Source organism: Desulfonatronum parangueonense, assembly GCF_054656975.1.
Genome location: NZ_BAAHXH010000003.1, coordinates 4,758,719 through 4,774,200, shown reverse-complemented (window position 1 = coordinate 4,774,200; position 15,482 = coordinate 4,758,719). Strand labels below are relative to the sequence as shown.

Annotated in this window: 12 protein-coding genes and 1 tRNA gene; 9 read left to right on the top strand and 4 right to left on the bottom strand. The window is 57.5% G+C overall.

The features are described 5' to 3' along the window. The first annotated feature begins 27 nt into the window (after nucleotides 1-27). Nucleotides 28-807 (top strand): hypothetical protein, encoded by a 780-nt coding sequence (locus tag ACYQ15_RS21410; RefSeq protein WP_459939495.1) that lies wholly within the window; start codon nucleotides 28-30, stop codon nucleotides 805-807. Between the two features lie 299 nt (nucleotides 808-1,106). Next, the gene (locus ACYQ15_RS21405) at nucleotides 1,107-1,322 is read left to right on the top strand and encodes a hypothetical protein (RefSeq protein WP_459939494.1); all 216 of its coding nucleotides are present in this window, start codon (nucleotides 1,107-1,109) and stop codon (nucleotides 1,320-1,322) included. Between the two features lie 92 nt (nucleotides 1,323-1,414). On the opposite strand, the gene ACYQ15_RS21400 is transcribed toward ACYQ15_RS21405, so the two are convergent. Next, nucleotides 1,415-1,491 (bottom strand) — tRNA-Arg (locus ACYQ15_RS21400). Nucleotides 1,492-1,793: 302 nt separating this feature from the next. Between ACYQ15_RS21400 and ACYQ15_RS21395 the strand changes: the two genes are divergently transcribed. Genes ACYQ15_RS21395 through ACYQ15_RS21365 form a run of 7 tightly spaced genes read left to right on the top strand, consistent with a single transcriptional unit; the run spans nucleotide 1,794 to nucleotide 9,837 of the window. Further along, nucleotides 1,794-3,752, top strand: a complete 1,959-nt coding sequence (locus tag ACYQ15_RS21395) for a HEAT repeat domain-containing protein (protein ID WP_459939493.1) — start codon at nucleotides 1,794-1,796, stop codon at nucleotides 3,750-3,752. Next, nucleotides 3,749-4,603, top strand: coding sequence for a CheR family methyltransferase (locus ACYQ15_RS21390; RefSeq protein ID WP_459939492.1), 855 nt, complete (start codon nucleotides 3,749-3,751; stop codon nucleotides 4,601-4,603). The genes ACYQ15_RS21395 and ACYQ15_RS21390 overlap by 4 nt, the downstream gene beginning before the upstream one ends. A gap of 18 nt (nucleotides 4,604-4,621) precedes the next feature. Next, nucleotides 4,622-5,038: a PilZ domain-containing protein gene (locus ACYQ15_RS21385; RefSeq protein ID WP_459939491.1), complete on the top strand. Its 417-nt coding sequence runs from the start codon at nucleotides 4,622-4,624 to the stop codon at nucleotides 5,036-5,038. A 5-nt stretch (nucleotides 5,039-5,043) separates the two neighbouring features. Then, nucleotides 5,044-5,811: a ParA family protein gene (locus ACYQ15_RS21380; RefSeq protein WP_459939631.1), complete on the top strand. Its 768-nt coding sequence runs from the start codon at nucleotides 5,044-5,046 to the stop codon at nucleotides 5,809-5,811. Continuing rightward, entirely contained in the window at nucleotides 5,808-6,524 is a 717-nt protein-coding gene (locus ACYQ15_RS21375) for a chemotaxis protein CheW (protein ID WP_459939490.1), read from the top strand. Before ACYQ15_RS21380 ends, ACYQ15_RS21375 begins: the two co-directional genes overlap by 4 nt. Nucleotides 6,525-6,533: 9 nt before the next feature. Then, on the top strand, nucleotides 6,534-6,899 hold the full coding sequence (locus tag ACYQ15_RS21370; protein ID WP_459939489.1) for a response regulator: 366 nt from the start codon (nucleotides 6,534-6,536) through the stop codon (nucleotides 6,897-6,899). Nucleotides 6,900-6,933: 34 nt separating this feature from the next. After that, complete coding sequence (locus tag ACYQ15_RS21365) at nucleotides 6,934-9,837, top strand: chemotaxis protein CheA (RefSeq protein ID WP_459939488.1); 2,904 nt, start codon at nucleotides 6,934-6,936, stop codon at nucleotides 9,835-9,837. Nucleotides 9,838-10,179: 342 nt separating this feature from the next. On the opposite strand, the gene ACYQ15_RS21360 is transcribed toward ACYQ15_RS21365, so the two are convergent. The 3 genes from ACYQ15_RS21360 to ACYQ15_RS21350 all read right to left on the bottom strand — a co-directional run bounded on the left by ACYQ15_RS21360 (nucleotide 10,180) and on the right by ACYQ15_RS21350 (nucleotide 15,409). Beyond that, a complete protein-coding gene (locus tag ACYQ15_RS21360) occupies nucleotides 10,180-11,178 on the bottom strand; it encodes a hypothetical protein (RefSeq protein ID WP_459939487.1) in 999 nt (332 codons plus the stop codon). Between the two features lie 467 nt (nucleotides 11,179-11,645). Next, a complete protein-coding gene (locus tag ACYQ15_RS21355) occupies nucleotides 11,646-12,575 on the bottom strand; it encodes a glycosyltransferase family 2 protein (protein ID WP_459939486.1) in 930 nt (309 codons plus the stop codon). Nucleotides 12,576-13,042: 467 nt separating this feature from the next. Then, nucleotides 13,043-15,409 (bottom strand): glycosyltransferase family 4 protein, encoded by a 2,367-nt coding sequence (locus ACYQ15_RS21350; RefSeq protein ID WP_459939485.1) that lies wholly within the window; start codon nucleotides 15,407-15,409, stop codon nucleotides 13,043-13,045. Between the last annotated feature and the right edge of the window lie 73 nt (nucleotides 15,410-15,482).

Here is a 15,482-nt window from a genome sequence, read left to right as displayed (position 1 = left end):
CATTTTAACCAAAAGAGGTAATGACCTATGGAACGGAAAGAAGTAAGTGAAATGACGGCTGAGGAAATCCGCGTTTTGCGTAATGAATTCAAGTTGTTGAATTATGGATTCATCGAAGCACCACGGGGCGACTTGTCCGGGCTGGGCCTGGAAAACGAACTGGCATGGCTGAAGGATACGGCGCGGGAAAACTTGGAGATCGTGGAGAAAGCCCAACGTGAAGCAACGAAGATCAGAACGGATGCCGACCTTTCCGACAAGGGAAAAGCCCGGAAGTTGCAAGAGCTGATCGAAAGTTTCAAGGACAAAGTGAAGGCGGCTCTTGATGCTCAGACAACCGTTTTTTCATCCAGATTGGTTCACGAGGGCAAGTTGATGGATGCCGTGGCCGCTTCCGCTTATGGCGGGCCGAGAACGGATGCCGAAAAGATCACGGATGCACTTGAACAAACAATGATCCGTCAAAAGCTGATGACGATGAAACAGGGCGACCGGCTTTCCACCTACCGACAAGCCAGTGAAAAGGGCGACGTGAATCTTGTACGGGCTTTCGAGAATGCCCACAGTATCTTGGGCCTTGTGGAACCGGAAGCCGTGGAGCTTGTGCGATACGAGAGAACGGCCAGGAATCACCCGCAACTTGTCGCGGCTGTGGAGGGCGTGAAGGACATTCACACCTGTTTCAAACATAATCTTTCCCGGCTGGATTCGCTTTTGACCGAAACCTTCCCGAAAACCTACGGGCCGGAATTGCGGGAATCCTTGGGATTGCCTGTATCCAAGCAGGAGATTTTCCCGGAGAAGTAAAACGGCCACCATTTAGCCACCATTCAAGCCGCTTCCATTTTCAACGGGGGCGGCTTTTTTTTGGTGCCGGGAACCTGGCTTGAGTGCTACCTATCAATTTTCAGGAATAGCATTCAATGGACACCGATCAGCAAAGCATGAAACATGCCAAAGCAATTTAATTGAATAATTTGAGACAACACGAATCAAAGCCGTAACACCCACCACCTGTGGGCACGAATCATGCTTTCAAGTAGAACGTGTTACCACAGGGGAGGGAACCGGCGCGGCGAACTTACGGACCACCAGGAGAAACAGAAATGTTTTCGAAAGATGACTTACTACGGGCAATATCATTTTCATTGCGGGCTGATGCTGACCGCGATCATTCCGGCGCTTGGACACTGACGGATGAAATGGGCCAAGTATTCCGGGCCGCGATCATGGCCATGGATCAGGATGAATATTTTGCGATTGTCCATGAAGCCATGCAAATCCTAAACTTGCTGCATACGGAAGGGAAAAGCAGTGGCTGAAAACTGGTGGCCAACTGGTGGCCAAACAACCACCAGTAACACCGAGGACAAGAAAAAAGGGCTTACAGTTTCCTGTAAACCCTTGATTTTCTTGGTGCGCCCGGCACGATTCGAACGTGCGACCTACGGATTCGTAGTCCGGCACTCTATCCAGCTGAGCTACGGGCGCGAAAGAGGTGTTTGTATTGAATTAGACGGCATTTTGTCAAGCACATTGGGATTTTTTTTTGAGCCTGAGAATCCACGCGGGTTTGCGGATCGGTTGCGGGAGGTATTTGCCTCACACCGTCGAGACAGACTTTTCACAGCCGGCGAAAACTTGACGACAAACGTTGCATAATGCTTTAAGAAAGCCGAGCAGAGAACAGTGCCGAGAACAGTGCCGGAATATGAATGCGGAACAGGATTCTCGTCACTTTTGCTCCTTGTGATACAACTTGGCTCACCCTACAACTTGCTCAAGAGACTGCCATGTCGGATTGTGTCCAGATTATCCAGCAATTTCGGTCCAACGATCCGGAAGTGTTGCGTGAGGCGGCTCAAGATGCCGGGGATTATGGTTGTTCAGAAGCGGTACCGCTTCTGATATCCTTTTTGCAGAGTCCGAACCTCGGCGTACAGGAAGCCGCGGACCTGGCCTTGCGCCAGCTGGGCGGATACGAAGCAGTGCAAGGTCTTTGTCCCTTGCTGCGGATCGAGGATGCCCAGGTGCGCAATCTGGCCATGGATATCCTTCGTGAAATCAGCGACCAGGACATCAATACCATCTTTTCCCTGCTTGACGATGAAGACGTGGACATTCGCATCTTCGCCTCCGACATACTCGGCTCCACGAAAAACATCCTTGCGGTGCCCCATTTGTGTCGAGCCTTGCTGCACGACACGGATGTCAATGTTCGGTATCAGGCTGCCGTCAGTTTGGGTGCGCTGGGCTTTGCCGAAGCCGCTCACTGCCTGAATCAAGCCATGAACGACGAAGAATGGGTCCAGTTCTCGGTAATCGAAGCCTTGCTGAAAATCCGGGACGACTCCTCCATTGACGCCCTGATCAAGGCCATGCCCCATTCCACCGATTTGGTGGCCTCCATGATCGTCGACGCCCTGGGTGAAATGGGCAACCTCAAATCCGTTCCTCTTCTTCTCAAACGCCTGGAAGAATCGCCGCAAGCACTGCGCAACAAGGTTGTCAAGGCCGTGGTCCAGATCATGGGCGGCCGGACCTTGTCCCTGCTTCCGGCTCTGGAACAGGCCAACTTCCGAATATACCTGCTTTCAGCGCTCAGCGACGAGGACGTGGAAATCCAGGATGCGGCCATCTCGGGGCTGGCATCGTTGCGCGTCGAGGAGGCTGCGCTTCCGATCATTACACTGGCGGCGAAGCTGGATCCGGATTCGGATGCCGACCTGGATCGTCTCGAGAAAATCGCCGCGGCCCTGGCTGAAATCAAGGCCATGGAGCCGCTGCGCCAGACCATCCTGGGCGACGATCCGGCGTCCCTCTCCCTGACTGTCAAGACGCTGCGCCGCCTGCCCGGACCGGAGTCCAGCCGGCTGCTGATGGACGTTTTCTGGAAGCACAACCGGGATGTGCAGCGCGACCTAGTCGACGCCCTGCTGCGCGTGGCCGGCGAGGAAGCCTTCGCTTTTTTCACCTCGCTGCTGGACAAGCACAACGACGGTCATGTGTTGAAGCAGGCCATGCGCTTTTTAAGCGGTCCCAACGGCAAGAGCCAGGACCCGGCCCAGACCGCGGTCAGGATCTTCGCCCTGCTGGATCATCCCTATCCCGACGTGCGCGAGGTGGCCCTGGAATGCTGCATTGCCCTGGACCATGAATCGCTGCTTGAGAAATTTCAGCAGATGTTTTCCTCGCCGGACCCGTCCAAGCGCGCCATGGCCATTCTTGGCCTTGGCAGCCTGGGATGCGACAGCCACCTGGACCTGATCCGCACTGCCCTGGAAGATGAATCCACTGCCGTACGCAAGGCCGCCCTGGAGGCAGGCATCAAGTTGTGCGGCCTGACGGAGGACATCTTCGCTCTTGTTTCACAGCGCCTTCATGACGAGGACCGGGAAGTCCGCCTGACCCTGGTCACCCTGCTGGGCGTCTGTGTCTGCGAGGTGGTCGACGTGGTGCCCATCCTGAAGTTGGCCCTGCTCGACAGCGACGACTGGGTCCGGGTGCGCGCCGTCGAAGCACTGGCCGGTCGCCGGGTGCTGGACGCCGTGCCTGACCTGATTGCATTGCTGCAGGAACAAAACACGATTCTTTCCATCAAGGTCATCGAGGCTCTGGGCCGGATCGGAGGCCAGGCAGCCTTTCAGACCTTGCTCGCCCTGCTCGGCTCCGATGACCACGAACTCGTCGCCGTCGCGGAAGAAGCCGTCATCATGCTGCAGGAACGCGAAGAGGAGCAGTTTGGCCAATGAGCGGAGCAGTGAATACAGCCGTGAAGGATTCCGAGTTTCAACAGATGCGGGACTTCATTTATGCCCAGTGCGGCATATTCATTCCCGACAACAGAAAGTACCTGCTCCAGAACCGCCTTTTCAACCGCATCAAGACCCTGAATCTGAAAGATGTCGGCGAATACCTCTACTACCTGAAGTACGACAGCGGGCGACGACAGGAACTTCCTCGGCTGTTCGAGGTCATCACGACCAACGAGACAAGCTTTTACCGCAACCCGCCGCAGCTCAAGGTTTTTCAGGACATCGTCCTGCCCCGCATCCTGAACGGTCTCCGGCAATCCGGCAGACGCAACCTGAATATCTGGTCCGCGGGCTGCTCCACCGGGGAGGAACCCTATACCCTGGCGATCATCATTCATGAAGTCCTGAAATCGGAGATTGGGTCCTGGAACATCCGCATCACCGCCAACGACCTGTCCGAGGCGGTATTGCGCACGGCCCGGCAAGGCGTCTATTCCGATTATTCGCTTCGAAGCACCCCCAAGGAAATCATTGCCAGGTATTTCGTCGAGGAAGCCGGTCGCTACAAGGTCTGCCAGAACTTGAAAAAACTGATCACCTTCGGACAGCTCAACCTGAATGACCGCGCCCAGGTCAAAATGGTACCCCGGTCCGAAATCATCTTTTGCCGCAATGTGATCATCTATTTTGACGATATCATGAAAAAAAGAGTTATCGGCAAATTCTACGACAACCTTGTTCCAGGCGGCGCCCTGTTCATCGGCCACTCCGAATCGCTGCACCACATATCCCGAACGCTCAAGCCCACATATCACACCGGCAGCATCGTCTATTTCAAAGATGCTTAAATCACCCATGGAATTCTCATGCAAAACGAACTGGAAAAACGCGCCCACGACCGACTGGCCAAACCGTTTGAAGTCAAAATCAAGGCGTTTGCCTTTCCCCTTCGTGCCCAGCAATCCTATGAAGTGCACAGCGTGGACATCAGCGAGGGCGGCTTGCTCGTCCACTGCTCACGACGATTTGATATCGGAGAGAAACTCCAGGTCACCATCTTCATTCCCAGCCTGAACAAATTCCATCCCGGCTTTTTCAAGGTGTTCGAAAGCGATGCGGACCAGCACCTGACTGCTGTGGCCGAAGTTGTCCGGGTGGAGAGTGGCGGATTCGGGAGCGACCATCTCCTGGGATTGAAATTTCTCGACATTTACGAGGATGACTGGCAGGCCCTGAAGAACTTGATCCTCAAGGAACTGCGCAATCAGCAGGACGCGACGTGAATCCAATGATCCTGGCGGTGGCCAACCAGAAAGGCGGCGTGGGCAAGACCACAACGGCCTTGAGCCTGGGGGCCTGCCTGGCGGAAATGGGGCGGCGGGTCCTGGTCATGGATCTCGATCCCCATGCCTGCGCGAGCATCCACCTCGGGTTCTATCCGGAGGAAGAGCGCGTCACGCTGTACGACCTGTTTCTGGAACAACGCAAAGAGAACCGCGCCGCCATCCTGGACAAGCTCCTTTCCCCGGTTGCGTCCGTGGGTTTCGACTGCGCGCCGAGCCATATTCGGCTTTCGGAGCTGGAGATGGATCTCCGGGACAGGCCGGGCAAAGGGGTCATCCTCAAGCAGTCCATCGAACTGCTGCGGCCCCGCTATGACCATGTGATCCTGGACTGCCCGCCCCATGTCGGCATATTGCTGGTCAACGCGCTTGTGGCGTCCGATCTGGTGATCATTCCCATGCAGACGGATTTTCTTGCCCTACATGGGGTGCGCCTGATTTTCGCCACCATGAAGACCCTGAACAAGGCCCTGCCCAAACCCATCGAGTTCATGATCCTGCCCACGATGTACGATCGCCGGGCCGGAGCCTGCCAGCGTGTTCTGCGCCTGTTGCGGCAAAAAGCCGCCGGCAAGGTGTTCGAGACGGTGATCCCGATGGATACAAAATTTCGGGAAGCCAGTGGAATGGGCAAGACCATTCTTGAAATCGCGCCATCCTCGCGGGGAGCGCAAGGCTACAGACAACTGGCCCGGGAGCTGAAAAACAAATGAAAACGCTTGAACAGTACTTCATGGACCAGCCGTTGCTGTCCGAAGCCGGAAGCGGCGGTGCGGCGGACTCCACGGAGCCCACGGCCGCTGAACTGGCCTTCTTGAACAAATACCTCGGCATTGACGATCCGGCCCGGGTTCAAGGCCCTGCAATCAAGGCCGTTGATCCGGAACAGATCATGACCGGCCCAGCCGCTGTCGCCCCCTCTCCAGGCCCGGAACCGGCGACTCCCGGCGCCGTGCAATCCACCACCGTCGCTCCGCCCATGCAGAGTCTGCGGGAACAGGCCATCCTGCAGCTGATCGGCTTCCGGCTGGCGGACCAGGATTATGCGCTACCCATCGAGGTGGTGCAGGAAGTCATTCGGGCCGTGGAGGCGACCAAACTTCCGTCAGCTCCGCCTTTTCTCTCCGGCGTGGTCAATCTGCGAGGCAGAGTGACGCCCCTGATTTCCCTGCGCTTGCTGCTCAGACTTCCCGAAGGCGAGGACAAGTTCGTCATCGTCTGCCGTCACGCAGGCCTGCAGGTCGGGCTGCAAATCCAGGCGGTCTCGACAATGCACCGTGTCGCCCAGGACCGCATCGACTGGGGCGTCGAATCATTGCTCGGCGTGCAAAACGACATGATCGCCGGCCTGATCCGCGCTGAAAACAGACGCCTGATCAGCATTCTTTCCCTGGATCACCTGGTTCAATCCCTGCTCAAACCATGAGGCTCTCTTGTGAAGCACATTCTCATCGTCGACGACTCCAAGACAGTACGCAATCTGGTTGCCTTCATCATGAAACGGGAAGGTTTTCGAGTGACCATGGCCGAAGACGGCATGGACGGCCTGGAAAAACTCTTTTCCGCAACCGATCTCGATTTAATCATCAGCGACATCAACATGCCCCGCATGGACGGCTTTACCTTCATCAAGAACGTCCGCGAGCAGGAGAATTTTCGGGACATCCCGATCATCGTTCTCTCCACCGAGGGTCAAGAAGCAGACATCCAGAAAGGTATCGGCCTGGGAGCCAACGTCTACATGGTCAAGCCGGCTCAGCCCGAAAAACTGGTCCGCAACGTGAAGATGCTGCTCGGCTGATCCTTTTTCCCCATCCGCTCCAAGAGGTGCGCGCATGAGCCAAGAGTTCTCTGATCCTGAAATTTTCACCGACTTCATCATCGAGGCCAAGGAGCACCTGGAAACCATCGAGCCGAACCTGCTGCTCCTGGAGAAGCAGCCGCGGGACATCGGCCTCCTGGACGCCATTTTCCGACCGATGCACTCCCTCAAAGGCGCTTCCGGCTTCCTTGGGCTGCCCCAGATCAACGACCTGGCTCACAAGGCCGAGAACATCCTGGATGAACTGCGCAAGGGCAAACTTCTGGTCAATCCGGACATCATGGACATTATTCTGGCGACCACCGACGCCTTGCGGACCATGATCGACAACCTGGAGACAAGCGGGCAGGAAGGCAACCTGAACACCCAGGGCATCAAGGATCGAATCAATGAAGTCATGGACGGCGGCTCCCACTCGCCTGCCTCTGTTCAGCCTCCCATATCAACGCCTCAACAACCGACCTCGCAGGTCGCGGCACCCACCACGCCGACGCCGTCGGCTTCCGACCAGTATCCCTTGAACGCGGTCAGTGCCGAGCACTTGGCGGATTTCCTGGAAGAAGCCCATGAGATTGTCACCAACCTGAATAGTTCCCTGCTGGAGTTGGAGCGTTCTCCGAGCGGAAAGGACGAGCTGATCAACGACATCTTCCGCTACATGCACAACCTCAAGGGCAACAGCGGCTTGTTGGGATTTACGGAACTCAATGCCCTGGCCCACGAGGCAGAAAGCCTGCTGGGCATGGTGCGAAAAGGGGAAATCTCTCTGGGGCGTGACTTGATCGACTTGTTGCTGACCGCCACGGATCAGGTGGACAGTCTGGTGGCCAGGGTCGATGCCCAGACCATGACCGTCACGCGCATGGACGCCCAGCCGATGATCGCCAAACTGCAGCAAGTCCGACTTGGCGAAGCCTCGGCGAAGCAAGCCCGTCTTGAGACATCGGACCCGGCTTCGGTTCCGGCTTCGGCTCCGGCTTCGGATTCGTCTGCCGAAACCGTGTCGTCCGGCAACCCGGACCAGCCGGAACACCGCGTACCGGATCAAGCACCCCAATGCGCAGTGATGGACAATCCGGACGGGGTCGATTCCGAGGACCTGGAAATCTTTACCAGCACGGCTCGTCAACAGCTGGACAACATGCGCCTGGCCCTGAGCATGCTGGCCCGGGACAGCACTCAGCGAGACACCGTGGACGGCCTGTACCGCTCCCTGCTGACGCTGCAGAACTCCGCCAACTACATGGGCTTTGACGAACTTCATGTTTATGCGGAACGCACCGCCAAACTGGTGGATCAGGCCCGCAACGCGGACATGGGGTTTGACATGTTTCTGGATCTGCTGAACCAGGAACAGGAGATCATCGCGGACATGGTCGAAGCGGTTTTGCACCGCAATGCACGTCCTTCGCCCGAACCGGAGGCACAACCAGCGCCTGCCGATTCCAGCCCTCTCTTTCCGCAAGAAGCTGTTCAGCCCGAGGCAACAGAAAAGGCAAGTTCGGCCCCGTCTGAGCAATCCCTTGCAAAGCTTCCGCAAGAACCCCAGGACCAGGCCTCCCCGGTTGAACACCCCACTACCCCTCAGACAGCTGACCAGCCTGTCGCATCTCCCTGCCCACCCTCCTCCGCCACCGGTACGGAAACTGAGAACGGGTCACAGGACACGGGAACGTCCCAACCCGCGGCGGCCGCCAAGGCCAAGACCTCCACGACCATTCGGGTGGACCATGAACGGCTGGACCATCTGATGAACCTGATTGGCGAACTGATCATCAACCGCAACCGATTCTCCATGCTTTCCAAGTCCCTTGAGGAGAATCCGGACCAGGTGGAACAGGTGGCCCAGCAGTTGACCGAATCCACTTACGCCATGGCCAGAATCTCGGACGACCTTCAGGACACCATCATGCAGGTCCGGATGGTCGCGGTCAGCGCGGTCTTTTCCAGGTTTCCCCGGCTGGTCAGGGACCTGAGCCGCAAAAGCGGCAAGGATGTGGAGTTGATCACCGAAGGGGAGGAAACAGAGCTGGACAAAAGCATCGTCGAGGTCATCGGCGACCCTTTGGTGCACCTGATCCGCAACTCCATGGACCACGGACTCGAGGGCAGGGAGGAACGCCTTGCGGCCGCCAAACCGCCCACCGGAAGGGTCTGGTTGCGAGCCTACCACAAGGGGAACTCCGTGGCCATCGAGGTCGAGGACGACGGCCGGGGCATTGATCCGGCGAAGATGCGCAAGGTGGCCGTCAAGAAAGGCCTGATGAGCGAGGAGGAGGCGACCAGGCTGGATGATCGGGAAGCGGTGGAACTGATTTTCGCGCCGGGCTTTTCGTCGGCGGAACAGATCACGGACATCTCCGGACGTGGCGTGGGCATGGATGTTGTCCGGACGAACATCAAGAATCTCAAGGGCACGGTGAATGTGACCTCGGAACTGGGCAAGGGTTCGAAAATGACCCTGGTTCTGCCCTTGACCCTGGCCATCATCGACGCCTTGATGGTCACCGTGGCCGATGCAACCTATGCCATTCCCCTGGACGCGGTTTCCGAAACCACCAAGATCGAAACATCCGTGCTGACCGATGTCAGCGGCCGCAAGGCCGTCACCCTGCGGGATGAAGTGCTGGGCATCGTGGAGCTGACGGACCTGCTGGGTCTGCCCAAAAACAACAACCACCGTGAACTTCTGCCCGTGGTCGTGATCACGGACAACGACCGCCGCCTTGGGCTGGTGGTGGATCGACTTCTGGAACGTCAGGAAGTGGTCATCAAACCCTTGGGAACCTATCTCGGGGACATCGAAGGAATTTCCGGCGCCACCATCATGGGCGACGGCAGCGTGGTCCTGATTCTCGACCCCCATGAAATCTACACCATGGCCACGTCCCGACAGGGCAGAGCCTCGGGGTCATAACAGTCCGTTGAAAAACTTCCAATTGCTGCGTCGCTGCAAAAAGTTCGCACCTATTCAGCACATACTCTGTGGTCACTCGCCAGAGCTTGATTCCGGCTTTCGCCGGAATGACATTATCACCAGTCCTTACCAAGTTCAGTCATACCGGTGAAGGCCGGTATCCAGTCCGATTTTTCTCGGATGAGCTGAGTAGTTGCAAAAGTTCAAATTCACGCATGAATAAACACCCTTTGACATTGAACTTTTTTTTTTGCTCCTTGCACTTGAGATTTTTTGAACGGACTGTTGGATAAGGACTTTTTCAATACTCAAATACCCCAAAACCCTTTTGTTTTCCGTGGTTCACATGCCGAACATTCGCTCGTAGGCCATGGCCAGGAATGTCAGTCCGGCGACCATGAACAGGAGGTGCACGAACATCAATCCCTTCAGACGGAGCGGAGTCTGGCTTTTGATCAGCGGGATCAGACTGATCCAGGCCAACAGGCACAGGCCCAGGAACATCAGCATGGGCACGAAGGCCGGTGACGCGGGCAGGGCCTGAACCGCCAAGTCGGGCCATGTGCCGACATCTTGGAGGGCCATGTCCGCCCACGGCAGGGTCACCGCGAAATAGAGAACCACGCCCCAGATGACCTGGACAATGCCGGAACTGAGCGCCCGGCCCGCACAGGAACGAGCGGCCCAGGCATAATAATCCCGGCCGTAATCTTCCCTGTTCCTGCGGATCACCAGGTACACCATTCCCATCCCGCCGGCCACGGCCATCATCAGAAAAACTCCCTGCGCCCAGATCAGCCAGGGCAGCGGCTCCTGCAGAAGTGCCGGAAGAGCATGAAGATCCATTTTTTGCATTGGCCCTTCGGCCCGCATTTCCAGCCATCCCACGACGAAGAGCATCAGGGTGGCCAGCCAGACCAGGCTGGAAAGCGCACCCAGGACGTAATGCACCGAGGAACTCTTTTTTTTCTGTTTCCAGGTCCGGGTAAAAATAATGGACATCAGGGTGGCCACAAAGGCCAGGTGCCCGGGAATGTCGAAAAACAGATGGTAGAATTGCTGCCAGGCTGTGGAAACCCGCCAGTCGGCAAAGGCCCACAGCCCCCAGCGAACGGAAACCAGAATCAGACACAACCCCAGCACGATCACGCCGAATTCGGCCATCTGCTTGGCCAGCTTGTCCGCAAAGACCTTGGTTTTCTTCCGACCGGCAAATGCCGTCAGCACGGACACGCTGCCCGCTCCCATGGCGGAAAGCGCGAACAGCAGCAACACCGCCAGCCCCAGTGCCGGCAAAACAGCATCCGGGGCAAACAACGCCACGAACTCTTCTCTGATCATATCATTCGCTCCCAGTCACCCGAGCAGTTGATGAGGCATTTCGCATCTGCTCGGATATCTCATATAATTACAGAATCATACTTGTCAGAACCGCAATCGAAATCGGTATCGGGTTCGGGTATCGAAATCGTACTCGGCATTACAATAGATTCAAGGCCTATTCGGTTTTTCGTTCGATTACGATTTCGATTCGATTGCGATTTCGACTTAGGGCATGCACGTAACTGCTCAAAAAGGTTGGGCGATGAGGTTTCGCGTGCAAGGGGAGCCCACCCTTCGTGGAGCTTCATAATCAGCTACTGGGCCACGCTCCAGCCGGAATTTGGTACTGAGTGCGTTACACCGCTGGCCGCACTGGGGTGCGGCGCTCCCAGGATTTATCATCTTTGATTGCCGCAAGTTTTTGAGCAGTTACGCATGCACTGGATAATCGTTTCAAATGAACGCAAATCGCGATCACCACCTTGTCAACGATCAATGACATCCCGGATTATGTAGGACTTGTCCTTGGATTTTTCGTAATAGAACTTGGAAAGCATGTCCGCGAGCAGTCCGCTGACAAAGAGCTGGACTCCGGTCACCACTGCGAAGGTGGACAACAGCGGCCAGACCGTGTTGGACATGTTCTGGCCGCGCAGGAACAGAGTAAAGGTGTACAGGGAAAAAACCACGCCCACGCTCAGGAGGACCATTCCGGCGCCTCCCAGGAGGTGCAGCGGCCGAACAGCGTACTTGTTCCAGAACCAGACCGAAACCATGTCCACGAAGCCCTTCAGGGCGCGTTTCCAGTTGTACTTGGATACCCCGGCCAATCGGGGACGATGGTTGACCTCCACCTCGCCCACGGTGAAGCCCTTGATCTGCAGCAGGGCCGGAATGAACCTGTGCATTTCACCGAACAGGTTGATATTCTCGAAACATTCCCGGCGATAGACCTTCAACGCGCATCCGCTGTCGTGAATCCGATCCTTGACCAGCACATCCCGCAGCAACTTGGCGCCGTTGGAAAAGAATCGCTTGGAAAAATTATCCTTGCGTTTTTTACGCCATCCTGAAACCACGTCATAGTCGTTGCGTTCCAGGTATTCGATCATTCTGGGGATATCCCGGGGGTCGTTCTGGCGATCGCCGTCCATGGTCACGATGTATCGGTACCTGGCCTCCTTGATGCCGGCGTCAAAAGCCGCGGTCTGGCCGAAGTTCCGGCGAAAGCGGATGATCTTCACCGGCGAACATTCCATGGCCCGCTGCAGTGTCGTATCAGTGGACCCGTCGTCCACCAGAATGATCTCGTAGACGTAGCCATTGGCTTCGCAGATGTCCTTGATCTCGTTGTACAACTCGACCACATTGCCTTCCTCGTTGTACATGGGCACCACAACCGAAATTTCCGTCATATTTCAACCCGATCTTTTGTTTTCGTCTATTCTTGTAACTGCTCAAAAACCTGTGCTAATCAACGGTTAAATCCAGGGAGCGCCGCACCCCAGTGCGGCAGCGGTGTAACGCACTCAGGAAAAGTATCGACTGGAGCATGGCCCCTGTAGCTGAATCACGAAACTCCATCCCAAAGACACTCCTTCACGGCAACCCTCACCGCCCTACCTTTTTGTGCAGTTACCTATTAATTTAGTAAATGCTCAAAAAAACGGGCGATGAGGGTTCCCTATGTCAGGGTTCGCCCCCTGCTCGGGATCGTGAATCCAGCTATCCGGGCTAAGCTCCAGCTGAATGTTGGTCCTGGGGCGTTACACCGCTGCCGCACTGGGGTGCGGCGCTCCCGTGACTTATCCCTTTGATTTCGCAACTTTTTGAGCAATTACTTTTTTCGAGTTTATCAGGAGCGCAAGCCAAAGGATGCCCTCTAACAAAGCTCCATTCGCTTCAACAATATCTCAAATCTCTCGGCGAATCGGGCGGCGACGAAATCCTCGCGGCGCTGCTTCTGGGATGCAAGAACCGCACTCCGGATATCGGCATCCGTGACCAGCACGCGGGCCAAGGCGGCCAGCCGGGGAAAGTCCTCCGCCCGGTTGAACAGCGCGCCGGCATCGCCCATGGTCTCAGGAACCGCGGAACTGCTGTAGGCCAGCACCGGGATGTCGAACCACATGGCCTCGATCAGCGGGACCCCGAATCCTTCATGCTCGCTCATGGACCAGAACAAATGGGCGGTCCGGTAGCAGGAATGGACTTCGGCATCCGTAATGCTGCCCAGAAAAAGAACACTATCCCCCAGGCCGAACTTGTCCACCATCCAGGACAGACTGACGTAGTAGGGATCGGCCAGATCATAGCCGCCGGCCAGGACCAGGCGGGCATGCGGATCAAGGGCCCGGTAGGCGGCAAAAGCCCGGATCAGTTGATCCTGGCGCTTGTTCGGCGCCACCCGGCCCACAAAGAGCAGGTTGGTGCGGCCGTCCTGCAGCCGGGCCATCAGGGTCGGGTCCGGCGAGCTGTTCCAGTGGGTCGGGTCCACGATCAACGGCAGCACGCCCGGCTCACGGAAGCCGGCTTCATCCAACTCTTGGGCGTTGTACGCGGAATCCCCGACACTGAGCGCAAATCGGGCCGCAAGCCCGCCAAGCTCTTCCCGACCCCTGGTCAGGAGATCGGTCCGGAAATCGCTGTAGGGAGCAAAAAAATGGGCTGGCGTGATATTGTGATAGATCAAGCACTTCGGCCCATTATGATCGGCGGCGAAGGAGGTCAGGTCCGAACCGATGGAATGGTGGTAGATCAGTCCGTCGTCAGGCTTGATGCAGCCGTTGTGAAAGGGATGGGCCAGGTGACGGGCGGCGGGATCGAGATGCTGTCCGGGCAGGTAGATCTCCGAGGCGAATCCCTGGGCCAGCAACTGGTGCCGGATGGCTTGCGCATAATTGGAAATCGCGTCCCCAAGACGAAAACCGGCCACGATCTGATGCACGGCCCTGCCCCGGCCTTTCTCGGAAAGGCCGGCTGGTTTGCCGGCTGGAGCATGGATTCCCTTACCCTCCTCCGGGCGCAGTCCCAGGGCCGCTTCGTACCGGTCCACCACCCGTTCCCATGATGCATGTTCCCGGGCATGAGCCTGCCCCAGCTTCCCGAGTGCGGACAGCTCCTCGTCCGAGGCCTGGTCCACCCGTGCAAACAGCGAAGCCCACTGGTCGATGCTTTCCGCCAACCATCCGCCGCCGCTATGGCGCACCACAGTGGCCGTGGCCAGACAATCGGCGTGGGCGGCCACGGGACGTTCGCTGAACCATGCCTCCATGATCACCCGGGAATAGCTTTCGTTCCTGCTGGGATGAAACAAGGCCCGACAGCGGCCAAGCAGAAAAGCCTTGTCCTCCTCGGTCACCAGACCGAGATCCACCACGCCGTGCTCGCGTTCATCGTAGTTCTGCTCGCCGGGACCGGCCAGAACCAGCTTCAGGGAGGATGCGGGAAAGCGAGCCCGGAACGCATGATGGGCCTGAACCAGGAATTCCGTATTCTTGTGCATGTCCCGGCGTCCGAGACAGAGAACAAAATTGTCCCCCACGTCTTCCAAAATACGTGGCGGAGTTCCCTCGTGTTTGGAGACCAGCTCCACCCCGGCTCCCGCCAGCACGCCCTTGGCCATGATTCCGGGCCCATACAACCGCTCGGCCAGGGCCTGCTCTCCGGCGGACAGGTACAGGATGCCCCGCGCCTGCCGGAAAACGGCTTCCACGCAGGGCAGGTAGGCGTAGGCCTCGTCGTGCAGACAGGGCATAAGATAGGCCCGCTCCGCCACAAGCGGCAGACCGTTCAGGATCGGCCCGTACAGATAGGGCAGAAAAACGATGGCGTGGTAGTCGGCGCCATGAGCGCGCAGATGGGCCAGCAAGGCTGGGGAATTGATGTTGTCCGCGGCGAATGCCGCGGCGGCGTTGCCGGGAACCGGGCTGACGCCGGGCTTGAGCATGTTCCGGTCCAGGCGCAGCAGATGCCCGTTCAGGGCGTTGAAGTCGTGAAACGTGCTCCGCCGCAAGGCGAACCGCCGCACCACCAACCCCGCTTCCCGGGTTTCGCCGGCCGGATAATGGTTTTCAGCCCAGTTATCGTGAAAGGATCGCCCGCAGGTGGTCAGCACCTCCACCGTATGGCCCCGGGCCGCCAGGCGCGTGGCCGTCTGCCAAGCCTGCTGCTCCGCGCCGCCCTTGAGATCCCTGCCGAACCAGGGAGTGACCACGGCAATTTTTCGGCTTGATGGGTCGATCTGCACGGGAATCAGCAACCGGCAGCCAGGGGTGGACGCGAAGAAAATGCAATGCGCACTCTCATCGGCAGGCCGCGGG

Bases quoted from the DNA above. Each gene is read 5' to 3' on its own strand.
- ACYQ15_RS21365 (WP_459939488.1), top strand. From the start codon at position 6,934: ATGAGCCAAGAGTTCTCTGATCCTGAAATTTTCACCGACTTCATCATC.
- ACYQ15_RS21405 (WP_459939494.1), top strand. From the start codon at position 1,107: ATGTTTTCGAAAGATGACTTACTACGGGCAATATCATTTTCATTGCGG.
- ACYQ15_RS21360 (WP_459939487.1), bottom strand. From the start codon at position 11,178: ATGATCAGAGAAGAGTTCGTGGCGTTGTTTGCCCCGGATGCTGTTTTG.
- ACYQ15_RS21390 (WP_459939492.1), top strand. From the start codon at position 3,749: ATGAGCGGAGCAGTGAATACAGCCGTGAAGGATTCCGAGTTTCAACAG.
- ACYQ15_RS21410 (WP_459939495.1), top strand. From the start codon at position 28: ATGGAACGGAAAGAAGTAAGTGAAATGACGGCTGAGGAAATCCGCGTT.
- ACYQ15_RS21385 (WP_459939491.1), top strand. From the start codon at position 4,622: ATGCAAAACGAACTGGAAAAACGCGCCCACGACCGACTGGCCAAACCG.
- ACYQ15_RS21380 (WP_459939631.1), top strand. From the start codon at position 5,044: ATGATCCTGGCGGTGGCCAACCAGAAAGGCGGCGTGGGCAAGACCACA.
- ACYQ15_RS21355 (WP_459939486.1), bottom strand. From the start codon at position 12,575: ATGACGGAAATTTCGGTTGTGGTGCCCATGTACAACGAGGAAGGCAAT.
- ACYQ15_RS21395 (WP_459939493.1), top strand. From the start codon at position 1,794: ATGTCGGATTGTGTCCAGATTATCCAGCAATTTCGGTCCAACGATCCG.
- ACYQ15_RS21375 (WP_459939490.1), top strand. From the start codon at position 5,808: ATGAAAACGCTTGAACAGTACTTCATGGACCAGCCGTTGCTGTCCGAA.